Source organism: Halorubrum sp. Eb13 (assembly GCF_002252895.1).
Classification (GTDB): domain Archaea; phylum Halobacteriota; class Halobacteria; order Halobacteriales; family Haloferacaceae; genus Halorubrum.
This window is the reverse complement of the sequence record NZ_NHPE01000019.1, coordinates 1-21409: the sequence shown is the minus strand read 5'-3', so window position 1 is coordinate 21409 and position 21409 is coordinate 1. Positions and strand designations below refer to the sequence as shown.

General features: G+C 71.5%; 16 protein-coding genes. 10 read left to right on the top strand and 6 right to left on the bottom strand.

Annotated elements, in window-relative coordinates:
* From DJ75_RS01765 to DJ75_RS01725, 9 genes are all read left to right on the top strand, one after another.
* Window positions 1–1405 (top strand): methyl-accepting chemotaxis protein (locus DJ75_RS01765; protein ID WP_094522160.1); only part of this gene is annotated, 1405 nt, incomplete at its 5' end.
* The gene (locus tag DJ75_RS01760; RefSeq protein ID WP_094522159.1) at window positions 1398–2156 is read left to right on the top strand and encodes a bacteriorhodopsin; all 759 of its coding nucleotides are present in this window, start codon (window positions 1398–1400) and stop codon (window positions 2154–2156) included. The genes DJ75_RS01765 and DJ75_RS01760, both read left to right, overlap by 8 nt.
* Before the next feature lie 92 nt (window positions 2157–2248).
* Window positions 2249–2866 carry a uracil-DNA glycosylase family protein gene (locus DJ75_RS01755; protein ID WP_094522158.1) on the top strand — a complete coding sequence of 206 codons (618 nt, stop codon included), beginning with the start codon at window positions 2249–2251 and terminating at the stop codon, window positions 2864–2866.
* Window positions 2867–3019: 153 nt separating this feature from the next.
* On the top strand, window positions 3020–4102 hold the full coding sequence (locus DJ75_RS01750) for a PhnD/SsuA/transferrin family substrate-binding protein (protein WP_094522157.1): 1083 nt from the start codon (window positions 3020–3022) through the stop codon (window positions 4100–4102).
* Window positions 4103–4129: 27 nt separating this feature from the next.
* A complete protein-coding gene (locus tag DJ75_RS01745; protein ID WP_094522156.1) occupies window positions 4130–4948 on the top strand; it encodes a phosphonate ABC transporter ATP-binding protein in 819 nt (272 codons plus the stop codon).
* Window positions 4945–5913 carry a phosphonate ABC transporter, permease protein PhnE gene (gene phnE, locus DJ75_RS01740; protein WP_094522155.1) on the top strand — a complete coding sequence of 323 codons (969 nt, stop codon included), beginning with the start codon at window positions 4945–4947 and terminating at the stop codon, window positions 5911–5913. The genes DJ75_RS01745 and phnE overlap by 4 nt, the downstream gene beginning before the upstream one ends.
* Window positions 5914–6144: 231 nt before the next feature.
* Window positions 6145–6858: an imidazole glycerol phosphate synthase subunit HisH gene (hisH, locus tag DJ75_RS01735; RefSeq protein ID WP_094522153.1), complete on the top strand. Its 714-nt coding sequence runs from the start codon at window positions 6145–6147 to the stop codon at window positions 6856–6858.
* Between the two features lie 8 nt (window positions 6859–6866).
* Complete coding sequence (locus DJ75_RS01730) at window positions 6867–9008, top strand: hydantoinase/oxoprolinase family protein (protein ID WP_094522152.1); 2142 nt, start codon at window positions 6867–6869, stop codon at window positions 9006–9008.
* Window positions 9005–10723, top strand: a complete 1719-nt coding sequence (locus tag DJ75_RS01725) for a hydantoinase B/oxoprolinase family protein (RefSeq protein WP_094522151.1) — start codon at window positions 9005–9007, stop codon at window positions 10721–10723. The genes DJ75_RS01730 and DJ75_RS01725 overlap by 4 nt, the downstream gene beginning before the upstream one ends.
* A 9-nt stretch (window positions 10724–10732) precedes the next feature.
* Here the strand turns inward: DJ75_RS01725 and DJ75_RS01720 are convergent, their stop codons facing one another.
* From DJ75_RS01720 to DJ75_RS01705, 4 genes are all read right to left on the bottom strand, one after another.
* Window positions 10733–11746: an aldo/keto reductase gene (locus tag DJ75_RS01720; protein WP_094522150.1), complete on the bottom strand. Its 1014-nt coding sequence runs from the start codon at window positions 11744–11746 to the stop codon at window positions 10733–10735.
* 90 nt (window positions 11747–11836) lie between these two features.
* Window positions 11837–13336 carry a glycerate kinase gene (locus tag DJ75_RS01715; protein ID WP_094522149.1) on the bottom strand — a complete coding sequence of 500 codons (1500 nt, stop codon included), beginning with the start codon at window positions 13334–13336 and terminating at the stop codon, window positions 11837–11839.
* 79 nt (window positions 13337–13415) lie between these two features.
* The gene (locus DJ75_RS01710; RefSeq protein ID WP_094522148.1) at window positions 13416–14000 is read right to left on the bottom strand and encodes a DUF99 family protein; all 585 of its coding nucleotides are present in this window, start codon (window positions 13998–14000) and stop codon (window positions 13416–13418) included.
* 4 nt (window positions 14001–14004) lie between these two features.
* A complete protein-coding gene (locus DJ75_RS01705) occupies window positions 14005–14187 on the bottom strand; it encodes a DUF5786 family protein (RefSeq protein ID WP_094522147.1) in 183 nt (60 codons plus the stop codon).
* Between the two features lie 98 nt (window positions 14188–14285).
* Between DJ75_RS01705 and DJ75_RS01700 the strand changes: the two genes are divergently transcribed.
* Complete coding sequence (locus DJ75_RS01700) at window positions 14286–14927, top strand: MBL fold metallo-hydrolase (protein WP_094522146.1); 642 nt, start codon at window positions 14286–14288, stop codon at window positions 14925–14927.
* A 414-nt stretch (window positions 14928–15341) separates the two neighbouring features.
* On the opposite strand, the gene DJ75_RS01695 is transcribed toward DJ75_RS01700, so the two are convergent.
* Both DJ75_RS01695 and DJ75_RS01690 read right to left on the bottom strand, forming a co-directional pair.
* Window positions 15342–18281 (bottom strand): DEAD/DEAH box helicase, encoded by a 2940-nt coding sequence (locus DJ75_RS01695; protein ID WP_176451406.1) that lies wholly within the window; start codon window positions 18279–18281, stop codon window positions 15342–15344.
* A gap of 235 nt (window positions 18282–18516) precedes the next feature.
* On the bottom strand, window positions 18517–21156 hold the full coding sequence (locus tag DJ75_RS01690) for a PAS domain-containing protein (RefSeq protein ID WP_094522145.1): 2640 nt from the start codon (window positions 21154–21156) through the stop codon (window positions 18517–18519).
* Window positions 21157–21409 lie beyond the last annotated feature (253 nt).

Sequence of the window (21409 nt, the reverse complement as noted above, 5' to 3'; positions counted from 1 at the left end):
GCTGAACCTCGGACTGCTCGGAATCGTACTGATCGGCAACGTCGCGGTCGAGCTCCGGCGGCTGACGGAGACGGCCGAGGCGGTCGGCCGCGGCGACTTCGACGCCCGCGCCACCTCCGACCGGGGCGACGAGATCGGGCGCCTGTTCGCCGCTTTCGACGACACCCGGCGGTCGCTCCGGGACGCGGTCGCCGAGTCCGAACGCGCCGAGGCGGAGGCGGAGGCGGCCCGCCGGGAGGCGGAGGAGATGTCGGACGAGATCTTGGCGCGCGCCGAGACGATCGGCGGCGCCATGGAACGGGCGGCCGACGGCGACCTCTCGCGGCGGCTCCCCGAGGAGAGCGAGGTCGACGCGATCGAGCGCATCACCGCCGCCTACAACGAGATGACGGGCGGGCTCTCGGAGACCGTCGACGACATCCAGTCGTTCGCGAGCGACGTGGAGTCGACCAGCGAGGAGATGGCGACGCGCGCCGACGAGGTCGCCGGGATGAACGAGGAGGTGGCCGCCGAGATGCGGGCGCTTGCCGACGAGCTGGACGAGCAGACCGACCGGCTTCGCGAGACGGCCAGGGACACCGACGACTTCTCCGCGACCGTCGAGGAGATCGCGTCGACGACCGACGAGGTGGCGGGCGACGCGACCGCCGCCGCCGAGCTCGGGACGCGGGGCGAGGAGCGCGCGACCGAGGCGGTCGAGGCGATCGTCGCGATCGGCGACCTGCTGGCGGAGCTGGACGACCTCGTGGCCGGGCTCGACGACCGGATGGACGGGGTCGCGGAGACGACCGACGTGATCTCCGACATCGCCGAGCAGACGAACATCCTCGCGCTGAACGCCTCGATCGAGGCGTCGCGGGCGGGCGAGGACGGCGACGGGTTCGCGGTCGTCGCCGACGAGGTGAAGGGGCTCGCCGAGGAGACCCGCGAGTCGACGACCGAGATCGAGGCGACCATCGGGGAGGTGACCGAGGACGTCTCCGCGGTCGCCGGCGAGATGGACCGGACGATGGGGGAGCTCGACGAGACGACCGCGGCGGTCCGCGCGGCCGGCGACGCGATCGAGGAGCTCACCGGGACCGTCGAGGACGTGGACGTGGCGATGGGCGACATCGCGCGGGCGACCGACGAGGGCGCGGAGGGGATCGAGTCCGTCGCGGCGCGCGTCGAGTCGGTCCACGCCTCGGCCACCGACGCCGCGGACCGCGCGCGGTCGCTGGCGGGGACCGCGGACGACACCGCCGAGACCGTCGGCGACCTCGCCGAGACGGCGACGGCGCTCTCGGAGCGGACCGCGTCGCTCTCCGAGCGACTCGACCAGTTCGAGACGCGACGGGACGCGGGCGCCGGACCGGCGGCCGAGCCGGGCGCCGCCGCCGACTCGGAGGTGACGGCCGATGATTGAGCCGTCCACGGTTCGGTTCGTGTCCGCGGGGATCTACGCCGTCTCCGCCGTCGTCCTGCTCGCGCTCGCGCGCCGCAAACCGGCGGCGCTGCGCCGGTACTGTTACCCGTTCGTCGCGGTCGTCGCGACCGCGGCCGTCGGCGTCGGGCTGTGGGGGGCCGGGATCGGGACGTTCTCGGTCGCGAACGGCACGCTGGAGGGCGGACAGGTGCTCACCGACTACGTGGCGTACCCGTTCCTGTTCGGGTTCGCGGCGTTCGTGGCGGGGACGAGCCGGCGGTACGTCGGCGCCGTGGTCGCCCTCATCGTCGCGATGCGGGTCGGCTACGACGTCGCCGAGGTGTTCGAGGGGCCCCTCGCGCTGGCGGGCACCGGAACCATCCTCGTCGGCTACGTCGCGCTGGTCTGGCTCTACTTCGGGCCGATCGCGGGCGCGGCGTCCCGCCAGCCGCCGGCCCGCGAGCTGTTCTACAAGAAGACCCGGAACCTCGTCCTGTTCGCCTTCGGGGTCCTCATCGCGTGGGCGATGTTCCAGATCGCCGGGCTGCTCGACGCGTTCACCGGCACGGTGACGCTGGAGTACCTCGACCTGCTCCTGCGCGTCGGCTTCGCGGGCTTCGCGTTCGCGAACGTGGAGACGCTGGCGGCGGGCGAAGAACCGGAGACGAGCGGCGGCTCGGCGCCGGGCGGCGACGCCGGGGCGGCACCGACCGACTCGGGACCGAACGCGGCGACGTCTGGCGCGGACTGACGTCCCGTCCGGCGCGGATCGGGCGGACTGACGTTCCGTCCAGCGCGGGCCGGGCGGACGGACTTATGTCGCCGCCGCCCGGATCGGATCGCATGACCGAGAACGCGGACGGGCTCGACGCCGAGCTCCGGGTGCCGTCCTGCGAGCGCTGTCCGGCGCTCGTCGAGTCGCGGAGTCAGATCGTTGACGGCGTCGGGCCGACCGACGCCGACCTCCTGTTCGTCGGCGAGGGGCCGGGCGCGAACGAGGACGAGCAAGGGGAGCCGTTCGTCGGGCGGTCCGGAGACGTGCTCGACGAGGCGCTGCGGGACGCCGGCCTCGCGCGGGCGGACGTCCGGATCACCAACTGCGTCCGGTGCCGTCCCCCGGACAACCGCGACCCGACGGCCGAGGAGCTGGCGAACTGCCGCGGCCACCTCGAAAGCGAGATCGACCGGCTCGATCCCGCGCTGATCGTGACGCTGGGGAAGGTGCCGAGCGAGCACCTGCTCGACCGGTCGGTGGCGATCACGTCGGAGTCGGGAGACGTCGTCGACGCGCGGATCGCGGGCGCGTCGCGGCGCGTCCTGCTCTCCGTCCACCCGGCGGCGACGCTGTACGACCGGAGCCAGCGCGACGGCTTCTTCGAGACGATCGCCAGGGCGGGCGAGCTGAGCGGCGCGGGCGGCGCGGACGGCGGGAGCGGCCAGTCGCGGCTCGGCGAGTACTGATTCGGCCGCGGGAGCGATTCCGGCGACAGCCGGATCGGCCGAGTTCCCAGATGCTCCGATCGGACGGAGTCGGCGGGAGAATCGGACGAATCGGCGGGATCTATATAGGAGACATAGAAAACGATTAGTCGCGCCAGTCAGACAAACGCCTGTATGTCCGACAACAGGCGGTCGGCGAACCGGCGTACGTTCATCAAGACAGCGGGCGCGGGCGGTGTCGTCGCGCTCGCCGGCTGTTCCGGCGGCGGCGGTGGCGACGGTTCCGACGGCAGCGACGGGTCCGACGGCAGCGACGGGTCCGACGGCTCCGACGGGAGCGACGGCGGGACCTCCGGCGAGACGGACGACGTGCCCTCCGCGCAGTTCATCCTGAACCCGGCCGAGGCCGACGTGGAGATCGAACAGCAGTACCAGCCGATGTTCGAGTACCTCGAGTCCGAGGTCGAGGTCGAGATCGAGTCCGACCGCGCGGCCAGCTACACCGCGACGCTCCAGGCGATGCGGAACGAGCAGGGCGAGATCGCGGACATCTCGCCGTCCGCGGTCATCGCGGGCGAGGACATCCTCGACGTCGTCGGGGTCCGGGTCGCGTACGGCGCGGCGCGGTACTTCTCGACGACCACGACGACGCCCGACAGCGGCATCGAGTCGCTCTCCGACCTCGAAGGCGAGCTGATCTACATGGGCGACATCCTCTCCGTCTCGGGGACGCTCGTCCCCCTCACCATGCTGCAGAACGCGGGCCTCGACATCGGGAACGCCCCCGACGGCGACGCGAACGACTTCGACGCGGAGTACTCCGACCACACCACGGCGCGAGAGCAGATGGTCCAGCGCGACGACGTGATGGCGGCGACGACCGGCGCCTTCTCCTCGGCCCCGTACGTCCCGCAGGAGCAGTTCGAGGAGATGTCCCAGGACTTCGTCGACATCTCGGCGGAGTACGAGGGCGCCGGCGACGAGATCGAGTCGTCCGGGACGGAGCTCCAGCTGCTCGCGGTGTCCGACCCGATCCCGCGCGCGCCGCTGGCGACGCGGTCCAGCTGGGACGCCCCGGTCAAGGCCGACATCGAGGAGGCCATCCTGAACGTAACCGAGGACGACCTCAGTCACGGCGACGACTACGACGGCGAGCCGCTCTGGTTCACCGGCGTCCAGGAGGGTAGCATCGAGGACTACGCGCCGATCCGCGACGTGCTCGACCAGCTCGGTCTCGAGTTCGAAGACCTTTCGTAACCACCTCTCAACCTCTCTTTACACCTAATGAGTCGTATTACAGTCGACGGGGTCACGAAGCGGTTCGGCGACACCGTGGCGCTCGACGACGTCTCGTTCGAGGTCCCCCAGGGCGAGTTCGTCATCGTGCTCGGCGTCTCCGGGTCCGGGAAGTCGACGCTGCTTCGGTGTATGAACGCGCTCGAAACCCCGACTGACGGGGAGATCCGCGTCGGCGACGAGCCCGTCAACAGCCCCCGCAACGACATCGCGATGATCTTCCAGCAACACAACATCATCGACCAGATGACCGCGTACTCCAACGCGCTCACCGGGTCGCTCAACCGGAACACCTTCCTCGACTCCCTGCTCCAGCGGCAGGGCGAGGCGGACAAGCTCCAAGCGTTGGAGGCGCTCGACACCGTGGGGCTGCTCGACGAGGCCCAACAGAGCGCGAAGCGCATGTCCGGCGGGCAACAGCAGCGCGTCGGCATCGCCCGAGCGCTGGTACAGGACCCGACGATACTGCTGGCCGACGAGCCGGTCGCGAGCCTCGACCCGGGCTCCTCCCAGCAGGTCATGGGGTACCTCCGGACCGCCGCGCGCAAGCGTGACCTGACGGCCGTCATCAGCCTGCATCAGGTGAACCTCGCCCGGAAGTTCGGCGAGCGGTTCATCGGGCTCCGCGACGGGCGGAAGGTGTTCGACGGCTACCGCGACGAGTTCGACATGGACGTTATCGACGAGATCTACGGCGACATCGACACGGAAGGCATGTTCGCGCCCGACAGCGATCGGGACGGCGACGACGGGTCGATCGACGACGCGTCGTCGAAGCCGGTCTCCGGCGGGGGGATGGGACAGTGAGCTACGACGAGTCCGTCCGGGAGCGCTACGAGGCGATCGTCCTCGCTCGGCGCGTCAAGGCGCTCGTGATGGGCCTCGCGCTCGTCGTGCTCGGCGCGGTGTTCTACTACGCGCTCACCTCCGTCGGCTTCTTCGCGGCCAACATCCCCACCTACTTCCCGAACTTCCTCAACGCGCTCCGCGACTTCTTCCCGTTCCTCGCGCCGTCGTTCCCCTTCGTCGACCCGGGCGGCTTCCTCGAGTACTGGACGTTCATCAATGAGCGGAACCTCATCTGGGGCGGCATCGGAGGCGACACGCCGCTCCTCGGCGAGGCCGGTATCACGCTCGCGATGGGCTTCGCCGGCACCGTCATGGGATTCCCGTTCGCGCTGCTGTTCGGAATCTTAGGCTCCGGCCGCGTGACGCCGTTCCCGTTCAACTTCATCTTCCGCGGGCTCATGTCCTCGATCCGCGCCATCCCGGCGCTCGTGTGGGGGCTCATCTACATCCCGCTCGGCGGGATCGGTCCCGTCACCGCGACGCTCGCGATCGCGACCGACACTATCGGCAACCTCGGGCGGCTCTTCACCGACGAACTGGAGGAGATCGAGGACGGACCGATCGAGGCGATGGAGACGACCGGCGCGAACAAGCCGCAGACGATCACCTTCGGGATGCTCTCGCAGGTGACGACGCCGTTCATCGCGTGGACGCTGTACATCTTCGAGATCAACGTCCGGATCGCCGTCTCGCTCGGGATCATCGGCGGCGGCGGGCTCGGGAACGTGCTCTCCGTCCAGCAGGGGCTGTTCGCGTTCACCAACATGATGGCGACGATCCTCGTCATCCTCGTGCTGATCATCTCCGTGGAGATCTTCTCTCAGCGGATCCGCTCCGCGCTCCGCGAGGGCGACGAGGCGCAGGGCATCGTGGCGCTGCTGTTGGGCTTCCCGCAGCGGATGGCCGAGGCGGCGCTGAAGTGAGGGCGCCGCCGGACCGACCGCGGATCGACCGCGTTCGACGCTCCCTGCGCCACGCGCGTCCGCGTCGTCGCGGCATCGCCGCCGCGCGCGTCCGCGTCGTCGACGACACCGCCGCCATGCGCGCCCGCGTCGTCTGATCCCGCCCGACGCCGGGCCGCCCCGCCCCGCCGCGCCGCCGCGCGCGACTGTCACAAGGGAAACCGACTTTTCGATGCCCCTCCCAGTGAGGGTATGAGCACCTTCGAGCCGCCCGCGGAGACGCTGGCGGACGTCGTTCTGGTCGACTACGGCCTCGGGAACCTCCGGTCGGCGACCCGCGGGCTGGAGCGCGCGGGCGCGTCCGTCGAGATCACCGACGACCCCGAGGCGTTCGCGGCCGCCGACGGCGTCGTCCTCCCGGGCGTCGGCGCGTTCCGCGAGGGGATGGAGAACGCCGGCCCGCTGCGCGAGGCGCTGACGGACCACGCCGAGGCGGGCCGTCCCCTGTTCGGCATCTGTCTCGGGATGCAGATGCTCCTGACGACCAGCGAGGAGGCCGACCACGAGGGCGAGGGCGAAGTGACGGGCCTCGATCTGGTCCCCGGTACCAACGTCCGGTTCGACGTCGACCGCAAGGTCCCGCACATGGGGTGGAACGAGCTCGATGTCGAGCGCGACCACCCGCTCGTCGACGGGGTCGACGGATCGGGGTCGGAGACTCCGCAGGCAGACGGACCCACGGGTGGGTCCGTCGACGGCGAGTACGCCTACTTCGTCCACTCGTACTACGCCGAGCCCGACGACCCGGACGCGGTCGTCGCCACCGCCGACTACGGGGTCGACTTCCCCGCCGTCGTCGCCAACGAGGCGGGCAACGTGTTTGGCACGCAGTTCCACCCCGAGAAGAGCGGGGAGACGGGGCTCCGGATCCTCCGGAACTTCGTCGAGTACTGCGCGGAGCGGTAGCGTCGGCGATGGTCGACGACAGCGACTCGGTCCGGATCGGCGTCGACGTCGGCGGCACGTTCACCGACGTGGCGCTCCTCGTCGGCGACGCCCTCACGACCGCGAAGGTGCCGACGACGACGCCCCAGCACGCCGGCGTCCTCGACGGGATCCGCGAGGCCTGCGACGCGGCCGGAATCGACCCGGCGGACGTCGACGCCTTCGCGCACGCGACGACGGCCTCGGTCAACGCCCTCTTAGAGCGTGACGGCGCGCACACCGCGCTCGTGACGACCGCGGGGTTCCGCGACGTCTTGGAGATCGGCCGCCAGACCCGCCCCTCCCTCTACGACCTGCGCGCCGAGAAGACGCCCCCGCTCGTCCCTCGCCGCCGGCGGTTCGAGGTCGACGAGCGCGCGACGACGGAGGGCACCGAGCGAGCCGTCGACGCCGAGGCGGTCCGCGACCTCGCCGCGGAGATCGCCGCGAGCGACGCCGAGAGCGTCGCCGTCTCGCTGCTGCACGCGTACGCGCACCCGGAGAACGAGGCCGCGGTCGCGAGCGTCCTCCGCGGGGAGCTCTCGGTCCCCGTCTCCGCCTCTCACGACGTGCTCCCCGAGTTCCGGGAGTACGAGCGCACGGCGACGACCGTCGCCGACGCCTACCTGACGCCGGAGCTCGACGACTACCTCGGCCAGGTCGTCGCGGGGGCGCGGGAGCTCGGGCTCCCGGCGCCGCGCGTCATGCGCTCGAACGGCGGGGTCGCCGACGCGGCGACGGTCCGCGAGAGCGCGGTCACCACGGTCCTCTCCGGACCGGCGGCCGGCGTCGTCGGCGCGGCCGCGGTCGCGGGCGGCGAGACGCTCGGCGGAGCGGACGGCGCCACCGGAGCCGCCCCCGCCGCCGTCACCTTCGACATGGGCGGCACGTCGAGCGACGTGAGCCTCGTGCGCGACGGTCGCGTCGAGCGAACCGCGGAGACGACGGTCGCGGACGTGCCGCTCCGCACGCCGACGGTCGACGTCGAGACGGTCGGCGCGGGCGGCGGATCGATCGCGTGGACCGACGCCGGCGGCGCGCTCCGCGTCGGGCCGGAGTCCGCGGGCGCCGAGCCCGGGCCGGCCTGCTACGGCAAGGGCGGAACGGAGCCGACGGTCACCGACGCCGACGTGCTCTTGAGCTACATCGGGCCGGACGCGGCGCTGGGCGGCGACCTCTCGCTCGACGTCGACGCCGCCCGCGAGGCGCTCTCCCGGCTCGCCGAGGCGGCCGACATCGGCGGCGACGGCGGGTCCGGGGGCGACGGCGAGACCGCGGACGCCCTCGATGCCCCCGCCGCCGCCGCCCGCGGCGTCTACCGCGTCGCCAACGCGACGATGGCGCGCGCGATCCGGTCGGTGACGGTCGAGCGCGGCCGCGACCCCCGCGACTTCGACCTCGTCGCCTTCGGCGGGGCGGGGCCGATGCACGCCGCCGCGCTCGCCGACCGGCTCGAGATGGACCGCGTGCTGGTCCCCGGTCCGGCCGGCGTGCTGTCGGCGTACGGGCTGCTCGCGGCCGACGAGACCCACGACGCGGCCCGCACGGTCCGGCTGCCGCTGGCCGACGCGACCGCCGTCGACCTCGGCGACGCCTTCGCGGCCCTGACCGACCGCGTCCTCGACGACGTCTCCGACCCCGCGGCGGCCCGCGTCGACCGCGCGGCCGACTGCCGGTACGCCGGGCAGAGCTTCGAGCTGACCGTCGACGGGGGGAGCGAGGGCGAAGCCGGAACCGCCGGCGACGCCGGGTCCGCCGTCGATCCCGACGCCCTCGCCGAGCGCTTCGCCGCGGCCCACGAGCGCGCCTACGGCTACCGGCTCGACGCCGGCGTCGAGGCCGTCACGCTCCGAGTCACGGCCACCGTCGAGGTGGCGGCGCCGACCGTCGCGAGGACGGGCGCGGCCGACGCGGAGCGCGGCTCCCGCGAGGTCGTCTTCCCCGACGAGGGGACCGTCGCGGCGACCGTGTACGACCGCGACGCGCTGGGGGCCGGGGCGACGCTCGACGGGCCGGCGGTGCTCGCGGGGACCGAGAGCACGACCGTGGTCCCGCCGGCGTGGGGCGGGCGCGTCCGCCGGGACGGGACGGTGGTGCTCGAGCGGGACGCGGCCGGGGGTGAGCGGCGATGAGCGGGGACGACGCCGACTCCACCGACGGCCGCGACACCGAGACCGACCCCGACGCCGCCCTCGACCCGGTCACCCTGGAAGTGATGCGCAATCAGCTGGAGGGCGTCGCCGAGGAGATGGGGCAGGTGCTGATCCGCGGTGCCTACTCGCCGAACATCACGGAGCGACAGGACTGCTCGACCGCCCTCTTCGACGCCGACGGCCGGATGGTCGCGCAGGCGGAGCACATCCCGGTCCACCTCGGCGCGATGCCCGAAGCCGTCGCGGCCGTGCGCGAGCGCGACCCGAGCCCCGGCGACGTGTTCGTCCTCAACGACCCGTTCACGGGCGGGACGCACCTCCCGGACGTGACGCTCGTCTCGTCGCTGGCGCTCGACGGCGACGTGGTCGGGTTCGCGGTCTCCCGCGCGCACCACGCCGACGTCGGCGGCATGGCCCCCGGAAGCATGCCGGCCGGCGCCCGCGAGATCCAGCAGGAGGGGCTCCGCATTCCCCCGCTCCGGCTCGTCGACGGCGGCGAGCGCGTCGACGACGTGCTCGACCTGATCCTCGCGAACGTCCGCACCCCGGCGGAGCGCCGCGCCGACCTCGAAGCGCAGCTCGCGGCCAACGGACGCGCCGGCGACCGGCTCGGTGAGCTCGCCGACGAGCACGGCCGCGCCCGCCTCGAGCGCGCCTTCGACGCCGTGATCGACTACTCCCGCGAACGGATGACCGCGGCGATCGCCGACCTCCCGGACGGGACCTACCGGGCCGAGGACGCGATGGAGGGCGACGGCGTCACCGACGCCGACGTCCCGATCCGGGCGGCGGTGACAGTCGACGGCGGCCGGCTCGCGATCGACTTCGCCGGCAGCGCCCCGCAGGTCGACGGGAACTGCAACGCGCCGCTGGCGGTCGCGAAGAGCGCGGTGTACTTCGTCGTGCGCTGCGTCACCGACCCGGAGATCCCGCCGAACCACGGCTGCTACGAGCCGGTGTCGGTGTCGGCGCCCGACGGATCGGTGCTGAACCCGAACCCGCCGGCGGCGGTCGTCGGCGGGAACGTCGAGACGAGCCAGCGCGTCACGGACGTCGTGCTCGCCGCCCTCGGCGAGGCGGCCCCGGAGCGGGTGACCGCGGGGAGCCAGGGGACGATGAACAACCTCACGATCGGGGCGCGCGGCGGCGCGGGCGGCGACCGCGGCGACCGCGACCGCGACGGCGCCGAGTCGTTCACCTACTACGAGACGATCGGCGGCGGCTTCGGTGCGCGCCCGGACGCCGACGGGATGGACGGCGTGCAGGTCGGGATGACGAACACGCTCAACACGCCGGTGGAGGCGCTGGAGGCGGCGTACCCGCTCCGCGTGGAGCGGTACGCCTTCCGCCCGGACAGCGGCGGCGACGGGCGCCGCCGCGGCGGGCTCGGCCTCGAACGACGGGTTCGCGTCGAGACCGCCGCGACGGTCTCGCTGTTGACGGAGCGGCGGCGCCGCGCCCCCGCGGGGATCGAGGGCGGCGAGCCGGGCGCCACCGGCGAGAACCTGATCGACGGCGACGCGGTGCCGGCGAAGGCGACCGTCGACGTGGAACCGGGGACGACGGTCACGGTCCTGACGCCGGGTGGAGGCGGGTACGGCGACCCGAGCGAGCGCGACCCGACGGCGCGGGAGCGCGACCGCGCGGACGGGAAGGTGACGGGGGAGGTCGAGCGGTCCGACGACTCCGACTGACGGCGCGCCCTACAGCTCGTCGTAGGGGCCGGGCTTCGCGGCGGTGAGTCGGTCGACCTGCTCGTCCGAGAGGTCGATGGACGCGGCCGCGAGGTTTTCGGCGAGCTGGTCGACGGTGCGGGCGCCGACGATCGGCGCGGTGACGCCGTCGCGGTGGGCGAGCCACGCGAGCGCGGTCTGGGCGGGCGAGGCGTCGACCTCGTCGGCGACCGCGTCGAGCTCGTCGTGGACGTCGAAGTTCTCCTCGGTGAGGTACGCCTCCTGGAAGCGGCTCGACTCGGCCGCCTTCGACTCCTCCGGGAGGTCCTCGTCGCGGTCGTACTTCCCGGTCAGGAACCCCTGTCCGAGCGGGCTCCACGGGGAGACGGCGAGGTCGCGCTGGCGGGCGAACTCCAGGTAGTCCCCCTCGACCTCGCGGTCGACGAGGTTGTACCGCGGCTGGAGCACGGTGAACGGCTCCCACCCCTCGCTGCGGGCGATCGCGTTGGCGCGGGCGACCTTCCAGGCGTTCGGGCGGAGCGTGGAGGCGCCGAGGTAGTGGACCTTGCCGGACTCGACGAGCCCGTTCAGCGTCTTCATCAGCTCGCGGGCCGGCGTCTCGTCGTCCCAGCGGTGGATGTAGAGGACGTCGACGTAGTCGGTGTCGAGTCGGTCGAGGAGGGCGTCGACGCGGTGGCGGACGTTCTTGCGGTTCGTGCCGCGGCTGTTCGGGTCGCCGTCGCGGATCTGCCAGTACACCTTCGAGGCGACCGTGTAGCGCTCGCGGTCGCGCTCGGCGAGCCAGTCGCCGATCCAGCGCTCGCAGTCCCCGCCGCCGTACACGTCGGCGGTGTCGATGTACCGGCCGCCGGCGGCCTCGTAGGCGTCGAGCAGCTCGTGGGCGCGCGCCTCGTCGATCTCCACGTTGCCCGCCTCGGTCACGCGGCCGAAGCGCCACGTGCCGAACTGCAGTTCGCTCGTTCGCAGCCCGGTCCGACCGAGCGGGACGGTGCCGAGGTCGATCTCGTCGAGTTCGGGCGTCATCTCTCCGAACCTTGTCCCGGTCGCCGCAAAAACCTACAGCAACCGGATGCGACGCGTGAACGCCTCTCACGCGACGACGCCGCGGTCCGTCTACGACTCGCCTTCCGAGTCGGCCGCCTCGATCACGATGGCGCGCAGGTCGTTGACGTTCGTGCCGGTCGGGCCGGTACGGAGCAGCGAGCCGGCCTCGTCGAGCAGGGGATATGCGTCGTGGCGGTCGAGGGCGTCGCGGGCGGCGTCCGGGTCCAGCGTCGTCGCGTCCGCGATCCCGCCCGCGGCGTCGGTCGGGCCGTCGATCCCGTCGGTGTCGGCGCTCGCGACGACGATCCGGGGCCCGTCGTCACCGTCGCCGTCCTCCCTCCCGTCGCCGCCGAGCGGTCCCTCGGCCAGCGCGAGGCCGGCGCTCGCCGCGAACTCCGCGTTCGGCCCGCCCGTCCCGTCGGCGTCGCCGAGCGTCACGGTCGTCTCCCCGCCCGAGAGCAACACGGTCGGCGGCTCCGCGGGCGACCCCCGCACCGCGCACTCCTCCGCGATCGCGGCGTGAGTGGTCCCGGCGCCCTGCGCCTCCCCTCGGACCCCCGCGGCGAGCACCAGCGGCTCGTACCCCCGCTCGGCGGCGGCGTCCGCGGCGTCGTCGAGCGCGGTCCGGCCGTTGCCGACGACGAACGCCTGGGCGCGGTCGAACGCCGGGTCTCCCGCGGTCGGCGTCTCCGCGAGATCGCCCGCCGCGCCCGCCTCGAGCCGCTCGCGGACGGACCCCGGAACGTCCAGGTCGTAGCGGTCCAGCACCGCCAGCGCGTCCGCGTAGGTGGAGGGGTCGGGGACCGTCGGGCCGCTGGCGATCGCGTCGAGCGGATCGCCGATCACGTCGCTTATCGCGAGGGTGACGACGGTCGCGGGCGCCGCCGACCGCGCGAGCCGGCCGCCCTTCACCGCCGAGCAGTGTTTGCGGACAGCGTTGATCTCGTCGATCGACGCGCCGCAGGCGAGCAGCCCCTCGGTCAGCTCGCGGAGGTCGTCCGGGGATATCGGGTCCGCGGGCGCCGCGAGCAGCGCGCTCCCGCCCCCGGTGATCGCGGCGAGTACGAGGTCGTCCGGGCCGGCGCGCTCGACGATGTCGAGCACGCGCCGCGCGCTCTCCACGCCGGCGTCGCTCGGGACCGGGTGGTCGCCCGGCAGGATCTCCACGCCCGCCGTCGACGGTCGCTCCGCCGGGTCCTCGGTGACGACGACGCCCTCGGCGAACTCGCGGTCGTCGCCCTCGAGCACGCCGGCGAGCGCGGCGGCGACCTCCGCGGACGCCTTTCCGGCCCCGATCAGGACCACGCGGTCGTAGTCGGCGAGGTCGTACTCGCCGGCGCCGTCGGCGCCCGCGGCCGTCGTCGAGCCCTCGATCCGGAGCGTCCCGTCGCGCACCGAGACGGCGCTCGGGATCAGTCGGTCCGGGCGCGCGGCCGCGATGCCGGCGGCGAGGCAGTCGAGGGCGACGCCGTGGGCCGGCGTCCGGACGAGTCGGTCGCGGTCGCGGAACGTCACGCCGGGCGCGCCGCCGTCCGAGGCGTCGCCGTCCGGCGGAGAGTCGTCGCTCATGCGGAGGCGGTCGGCCGGGGACGACATATATCCACGGGGGTCCCGCTCGCGCGTCCGCGACGGTCACTCGCGGTGCGCGCTACTCTCCCCCGACTGCCTCCCGGTGCGCGCTCGCCGCGAGCGCGGCGATCCGGAGCGGCTCGGGCCGCCGGAAGCCGTCTCGCACCAGGTCGCGGACGGCGGCGGCCGCGCGGCCGTCGTCGAGGCCGATCGCGCGGACGAAGAGGGGGTCACCCGCGGGCTTCCCGTCGGGTTCTCCGCCGCGCTCGACCCGCACCCGCGGCGGGAGCGAGCGGTAGACGCCGAGTCGGCGCTCGAGGGCGTCGCCGTCGAACGCCTCGCGGAGCGCGGGTTCGAGCCCGGGGCTCGGCTCGTAGCTCACGGCGTAGACGGGCCGGTCCAGGGCCTCGTGGAGCCGGCGGAGGTCGAGGAGGTTGAACCACGCCGGGGCGACGCCGGCGCAGGCGACGTGGCGGACGTCCTCGCGGCCGAGCGCGTCGAAGAGGGCGATCGCGGCGTCGGTGGCGTCGGTGCCGCCGACGGCGCAGCGCTCGAAGCCGAGTCCGTCGAGGGTCCCGTCGGATCTGACCACGGCGCCGGCTAGGCGGCTGGTTCGGTCGCCGTCGGAGAAGGCGATCCCGAGCGTCCGGCTCGGCGCCGTCACCCCGTCAGTTCTCCTCGGATTTGATCTCCTGGAGCCGGTCGAGAAGTTCGTCGTTGGAGGCGCCGGGCTCGTAGTCGACGGAGCCCTCGTGTACCTCCTCGGCCGCTCGGACTCCGTCCTCGTCGTCGAAATCCGCGTCCAGGTCTTGGTTCTCCTGTTCGGATTCGTCGTAGCTTCCGAAGCCCATATGTGTGTAATACTAACACCCCACCAGTGATAAATCCCCTGCCGGGATCGGGGTCGGGCCCGCACACGTTTTTACGCCGCGAACGCCCTCGTGTGGATATGGAGCCGATCACCGTCACCGCCGACGCGGAGGAGTTCACCTGCAACGCGTACCTCGTGCCCGGCGAAGCGCCGACGCTGGTCGACGCCGGGACGATGCCGGGCGTCGACGACGTCATCGCCGACGCGCTCGCCGACGCCGGCGTCGACGGGTTAGACCGGGTCGTCTTGACCCATCAGCACCACGACCACGTCGGCGAGCTCGACGCGGTGCTCGACCGGTTCGACGCGACCCTCTACGCGAACGCCTCGCACCCGCGACGGGACGTTGGGATCGTCGACGGCGACGAGATCCTGATCGGCGACGAGCCCTGCGAGGTCGTCGAGAGCCCGGGCCACGCCGACGACCACGTCGCGTTCGTGGGCGAGGAGCGGCTCTACTCGGGCGACGTGGTCGTGTACAACGACGGCGCGTTCGACGACGGCTCGTTCGGCCGCACGGACATGGCGGGCCAGTCGCGCGAGGACCTGATCGAGAGCCTCCACACGATTCTCAACGTCCTCCCGGACACCGTCGAGACGATGTACCCCGGCCACGGCGACGTCTACCGCGCGAGCGACGGCCCGGACACGGTCCGCGAGGTCATCGAGCGCGCGACCGAGCGCGCCGAGCGCAGAGAGCCGAAGTACCCGGGCGAGTAGCGACTGAACCGCGCCAGCGACATCTGCGATTATATATAAACAGATGTGCGGTGGCGCGTGCCGACGAGCGCCCAGCGGGCGCGAGTCGCACGCGCGAGGGACGCCGCGAGCGCTGATAAGCGCGAGCGGCGAGGCTGGGGAGGCGTGAGGCCGCGGTTGCGGTGCGGTATGGGGTGGGACTCAAAAGGGGCAGTCGCGAGGACGAAGCACGGCGCAGTAAGCACCGCAGGAACGAGCGAAGCGAGTGACGAGGAGCGCAGCAAGCCGCGCGAGTCCTCGCGGCCGGGGCTTTGGCGGTGTTCACTGTCGATCTGTCGTCAGTAATTTATCAGCGAGCGGCCGGGGCTTTGGCGGTGTTCGCTGTCGGCTCGGCATCGGCCGCTTATAAATAGCCGACCGAATCCCCGTACCGATCTAGTCCCAGAACGACTGCGTCCGGGCGTACTCGCGCTCCTGTCGAAGCACGTCGCGGTAGAACTCGTCTTCGTCCTCGCGCAGCTTGTTGATGATCCGCGCGGCGTTGTGCGGCCCGACCCCCCGCGCCGCCAGCGCGATCACGGCGCGCTTCCCGTGCGTCTGGACGAGGCTCGCCGCCCGATGCGCCCGTTTCGTCCGCCGCTCCTGTTCCTCGTCCTTCTCGCTCGCCCGGACCGCTGCGACCGTCTCGTCGTCCCACGGGTTCAGCGCGGCGACGCGGGTCGACCCGCAGTCGGGGCACTCCGGCTGGTCGGGGACGCGCCGCACCTTCGTTGTACGCCGCCAGTCGGCGCAGTGGAGACAGAAGAGGATGACCCGGTCGTTCCGAATCCGCTCGCGTATCGTCTCGATCACGTCGGCGTCGGCGTTCTCCGGGACGAGGAACTCGGTCCCCGCGGAGCGCCCGGCCGTGCCGAGGGGGGTGCGCTCGCGGGCGATGTCCACGTCGAGAGACCCGTCCTGGATCGCCGCCAACAGGTCCGCCGTCTCCGCGACCGCGAGGTCGGCGTGGAACACCTCGCGGAGCGCCTCGTCGTAGACGGGCGTCCCCTCTAACGCCGCGAGCAGGCGGTCGCCGCCGAACCGCCCCTTCCCCTCGCGGTAGCGCTTGACGGCGCCGAACTTCGCGGCGACTTGCGCGAGCGTGAACTTGAGCGCGTCCGATTTCTTCAGGGCGAGTTCGAGGTACGCCTCCAACCGGTCGGGGTCGGTCGTCTCCAGCACCTCGCGGAAGGTCCCGGGATCGACCCCGTGAGGGACCTCGAACTCGATCCGGTAGGGGTCGACGTCCATTCCGATCGACGAGCCGGCGCGCTGACCGACGAGCGCGGCGAGCAGGCGCGCGAGCGTCTCGTTGACCTCGTGGCCGAAGGCGGCGTTGACCGCGACGGTACGGGCGCTCCCCTCGATCACGATCCGGCGGTCGGTGGGGATCGGGTGGCCGGCCTTGACCTGGTCGACGACCGGTTTCAGCGCGGTCGCGACCGTCTCCTCGTCGGCGGGGTAGCGCTCCGCGAGGTCGCCCGCGACCGCCCCGGTGGTCGACCCCGCCGCGAGCGCCGCGGCGGCGTCGCCCCGTATTCGCCCGACCTCCTCGGCGACGGGCTTCGGGACCGGGATCTCTTCGCCGATCCACGAGGGCACCTCGCCCGCCGGGTCGGCGATGGGCGTGACGTTCACGCGCTCCTCCTCCTCGTCGACCTCGGTGATGCGCCACATCTCGCCGCGCTGAATGAACGTCTCGCCCGGGCCGGCGAAGTTGACGACGAACCGCTCGTCTAAGGTGCCGATCCCCCGCCGCGAGGACATGTCGTACACCTCGTAGGTGGACTCGTCGGGGATCATCGAGAGGTTCGCGTAGAAGTACTGCCACGTGCCGCCCGACTTCTCTAGCGTGTCGGACTCCTCGTCGAGCCACAGCAGGCGGTTGCCGTCGAGTTCGCGGACGATCTCTTGGAACCGCGGCTCCGAGAGGTCCCGGAACGGGTAGGCGCTCGTGACGGTCTCGTACGCCACGCGGGCGTGGACGTCGCCCTCGTCCATCACGACCCCGACGATCTGGTTCGCGACCGTGTCGAGGCTCCCGTGGTGGATCGCGGCCGGCTCCACGAGCTCGGCGTCGGCGCGCCGGGCGATCGCGAGCGCCTCGAGCGTGTCGTCGCCGCCCTGCGTCACGACGGTCCCCTCCGACACGAGGTCGCGGCGGTGCCCGGCGCGCCCGACGCGCTGGAGCAGGCGGGCGACCTCCCGCGGGCTCCCGTACTGGACCACGTGGTCGACGCGCCCCACGTCGATCCCGAGCTCCATCGAGGAGGTGCAGACGAGCCCGTCGATCTCGCCCGACTTGAACCGGTCCTCGACGTCGATCCGGACGTCCTTCGAGAGCGAGCCGTGGTGGACCTCGATCTCGGTGGGGTCGGCGTCCCCGTCGCCTTCCCCGCCGCGTTCGGCCGCCTCTCGCTCCCGCTCCGCGAGCGTCTTGAACCGCGAGCCGAGCGCCTCCGCGGTCTGTCGCGTGTTGACGAAGATCAGGGTCGACTCGCGGTCCGCGACGATCCCGCGGATCGTCCGCACGTGGCTCGCGGTCGTCTCGTCGACCGCCAGCTCGCCGGCGAGGGTCGCGTCGCGGTCCGTGATCTCCGGGTCGAGCACGCGCACGTCGGTCCGCGACCCGGCCGCCACCTCGACGATCTCGAACTCGCGGTCGCCCTCGCGGTTCGGGTCGCGCTTACCGCTGCCGACGAGGAACTTCCCGACCTCCTCCGGAGTCCCCACGGTCGCGGAGAGCCCCACCCGCTGGAACGGCCCCGCGACGCGCCGGAGGCGTTCGAGCCCGATAGTCAGCTGCGCGCCGCGCTTCGCGGAGGCGAGCTCGTGGACCTCGTCGATCACGACGTGCGCGACGTCCTCGAGGCCGACCCGCATCTTCGAGCCCGTCAGGATCGCCTGCAGGCTCTCCGGCGTCGTGATCAACACGTCCGGCGGGTCGTCGGCCTGCTTCGACCGCTCGTACCGCGTGGTGTCGCCGTGACGCACCGCGACCTCCACGCCGAGCCGGTCGCCCCACCACTCCAGCCGGTCCATCATGTCGCGGTTGAGCGCGCGGAGCGGGGTGATGTACAGCGCGGAGATCCCCTCGCGGGGCTGGTCGCCCGGCGCGTTTCGGGCGTCGACGATCGCGTCGAAGACGGGGAGCATCGCGGTCTCCGTCTTCCCGGTCCCCGTCGGGGCGAGGACGAGCGCGTTCCGCCCGGCGGCGAGCGGCGGGATCGCCTCGCGTTGCGGCTCCGTCGGCGTCGAGAACCCCTGCTCGGAGAGCGCCTCTCGGACCTCGCTCCCGAGGTGCGCGAACGCGTCCATGCCCGACTGTTCCGCCATTAGCTGATCGTCGGACGTTGGGCGCTCGGGCGATTAAGCCCGTCGCTGTGCGAGATCCGGACGGGCGATCGAGGCCGTCCGCGTCCCCGATAGGCTGGGGTCAGTTCGGTCGACGCCCGGTAGCCGTCCGTTCAGTCGACGCCCGGTAGCCGTCCGTTCGGTCGACGCCCGGTAGCCGTCCGTTCGGTCGACGCCCGGTAGCCGTCCGTTCGGTCGACGCCCGATAGCCGTCCGTTCAGTCGACGATCGGCAGTTCGACGACGAACACGCTGCCCGTCGGTTCGTTGTCTTCGACCCACACGCCGCCGCCGTACTTGTCGACGAGCGTCTTGACGAGGTAGAGCCCGATACCCGTTCCGCCGCTCTCGAGGCCCTTCTCGCCTTCCTGGAAGATCTGTTCTTTGTGCTTATCCTCGATACCGGGACCGTTGTCGGCGATCGACACGCGCACAGAACCGTCCCCAACGCGGGTCGAAACCCCGATTTCGGCCGCGTCCTTGTCGTTGTGGACGACCGCGTTCGTCAGCAGGTTCCGGAACACCGACTCCAACAGCTCGTCCGCCAGCACCGTCACGTCGGGGACCGACCCGTCGACGGAGATCGTCGCCCGGTCCTGATCCGAGCGGACCTTCTCGATCTGCTCGGTGAGTTCGTCGCGGAGGCTCATCGGGGTCCGGTCGGCGCCGACCTGTAGCAGCACGTCCGTGACGTCTTTGGCCGTTTCCGTGATCTCGGCCGCCTGCTTCGCCGCCTCGATGACCGTCCGCGCGTACGTTCGACTCCGATCGTCGGGAAGCGAGTCCTTGAGCAGGTCGGTGTACGACTCCACGACCATCAGCTGGTTCCGGATGTCGTGGCGGACGACCTGATTGAGCAGGGTGAGGTTATCCCGTTGCTGCTCGAGCGTCTGCTCGTACTCCTTGAGCTCGGTCACGTCGCGGGCGTATCCCAAGACGGCGTCCTCTCCCGTTTCCGGCATCTTATAGGGGATCTTCACCGTCTGCAGGATGCGCGTTTCGCCGGCCGCCGTCGTCAACGTCTCCTCGCCGATCTCCTTCGGCTCGCCCGACTCGATCACCTCCAAGTCGTCCTGTCGGAACTCGGCCGAGTCGTCGACGTCGGGGATTATCTCGCCCTCCGAGCGACCCTCGACCTCCTCGGGCGTCTTCCCGTACGCCTCCGCGGTCGCCTCGTTGGCCAAGAGGTACTCGCCGTCGCGGTTCTTCACGAACACCAGGTCCGGCACGAGGTCGATGATCTCCCGGAGCTCCTCGCGGGTCGACTCGAGGGCGATCTCGTACTCCTTCCGCTCCGTGATGTCTTGGAACAGCCCTAACGCGCCGACGACGTTCCCCGCGTCGTCGAACTGCGGATCGCCGATCCCCCTGACCCACCGAGTCTGCCCGGACGCCGTGACGATCCGCAGTTCGAGATCGTACGGCTCGCCCTCCTCGGTCAGCCGGTCGAACGCGGTCTCGATGGTCTCTCGGTCGGCCGGATGGTAGTACTCGATGGCTTCCTCAAGCTCGATCGACTCTTCTACGGGCACCCCGTGGATTCGGTACACCTCGTCGCTCCACGTGAGCGACTCGTCGATCAGATCGACCTCCCACCACCCGATCGACGCGCTTTCTTGCGTCCGCTCGATGAGCGCCCGCGTGCGTTCCAACTCCGTCTCTCGCCGCTTTCGCTCGTCGATGTCGAGGTGGATGCCGACCGCTCGCACCGGCTCCCCGTCCCCGTCGCGCTCGACGATCTTCCCGACGTCGCGGATCCACTTCCACTCGCCGGACGCGGTCCGCATCCGATGTTCCGTGTCGTAGTACTCCGTCTCGCCCGCCATGTGGTCTGACAGGGCGTCCTCGACCGGCCCGAGATCGTCGGGGTGGACGCGGCGCTCCCACTCCTCGAGGCGCGGTTCGATCTCGTCGGCGGAATGCCCGAGCATCCGCGCCCACTGATCGTTGAACTCGACTTCGTCGGTGGTCATGTCCCAGTCCCAGATGCCGAGTTGGGCGCCCTCGACCGCGAGTTCGAGGCGGTCTTTGAGCTGCTGAAGCGCTCGCTCTCCCTCTTTCTGCTCGGTGATGTTCGTCGAGACGCCGCAGACGGCCACGATCTCTCCCTCGTCGTCGTACACGGGTGACTTCCGAGTGAGGCGGACGCTTTCCCCCGCGGGAGTCGGGATCGTCTCCTCGAGTTCGATCTGCTCGCCGCCGTCGAGGACTCGTAAGTCGTCCGCCCGCGCCTGTTCGGCGATCTCCTGCGGGAAGAGGTCCTCGTCGGTCATCCCGACGGGATCCTCGTCGACGTCAAACAGGTCGCGGCACGCCTGATTCACCAGGAGATACCGACCGTCGGCGTCTTTGAGAAACACCGCCGCCGACATCGTCTCCAACACGGTCTGGAACCGGCGGTACGTGCGCTGATGCTCTCGCTCCTGTCGCTTTTGCGCGGTGATCTCCCGAGCGACGCCGACGATCCGCGTTATCGTTCCGCCCTCGGTGATCGGCGTCAGCTTCGTCTGCCAGTGGCTCGTCCCGCCCGGGAACGTGAGCCGCTCCTCGTACTCGACCGTGTCGCCCCGTTCGACGCAGCGGCGGTAGTTCGCGGCGACGACCGCGCCCTGCTCGTCGCCGAGGAGTTCCCGCGGCGTCTCACCGCGCATCGCGTCCTCGGAGAACCCCGTTTGTTCCTTGTGCGCGGTGTTGTTCTGTCGAAACGTGAACTCGTAGCCGTCGCCGGTCCGCCCGACCTCAACGACGAAAACGGCGTTGTCCATCTCGCGAAAAATCGCTTCGTAAACTGCGTCGACGCCCTCGTCGGCCACGCCGAACGAGCTAGCGTTGGTGTTCGAACGTGCATTCTCGTCCATCGGTTCTCTTAGCGGTATATAGGATTAATACGCTGATAAGAGTGCGGATATCGACGCCCGAACTCGAACTCTAACGGGCCGCGAGGGCGACGAAATCGACGCTCGATCGCCGGATTCGTGCTCGTCGCCTCGGCCGTCGCGACCGCTACGTCGCGTCGTCCTCACCAGCCGCGGCCGCTACGTCGCGTCGTCCTCACCAGTCGCGACCGCTACGTCGCGTCGTCCTCACCAGTCGCGACCGCTACGTCGCGTC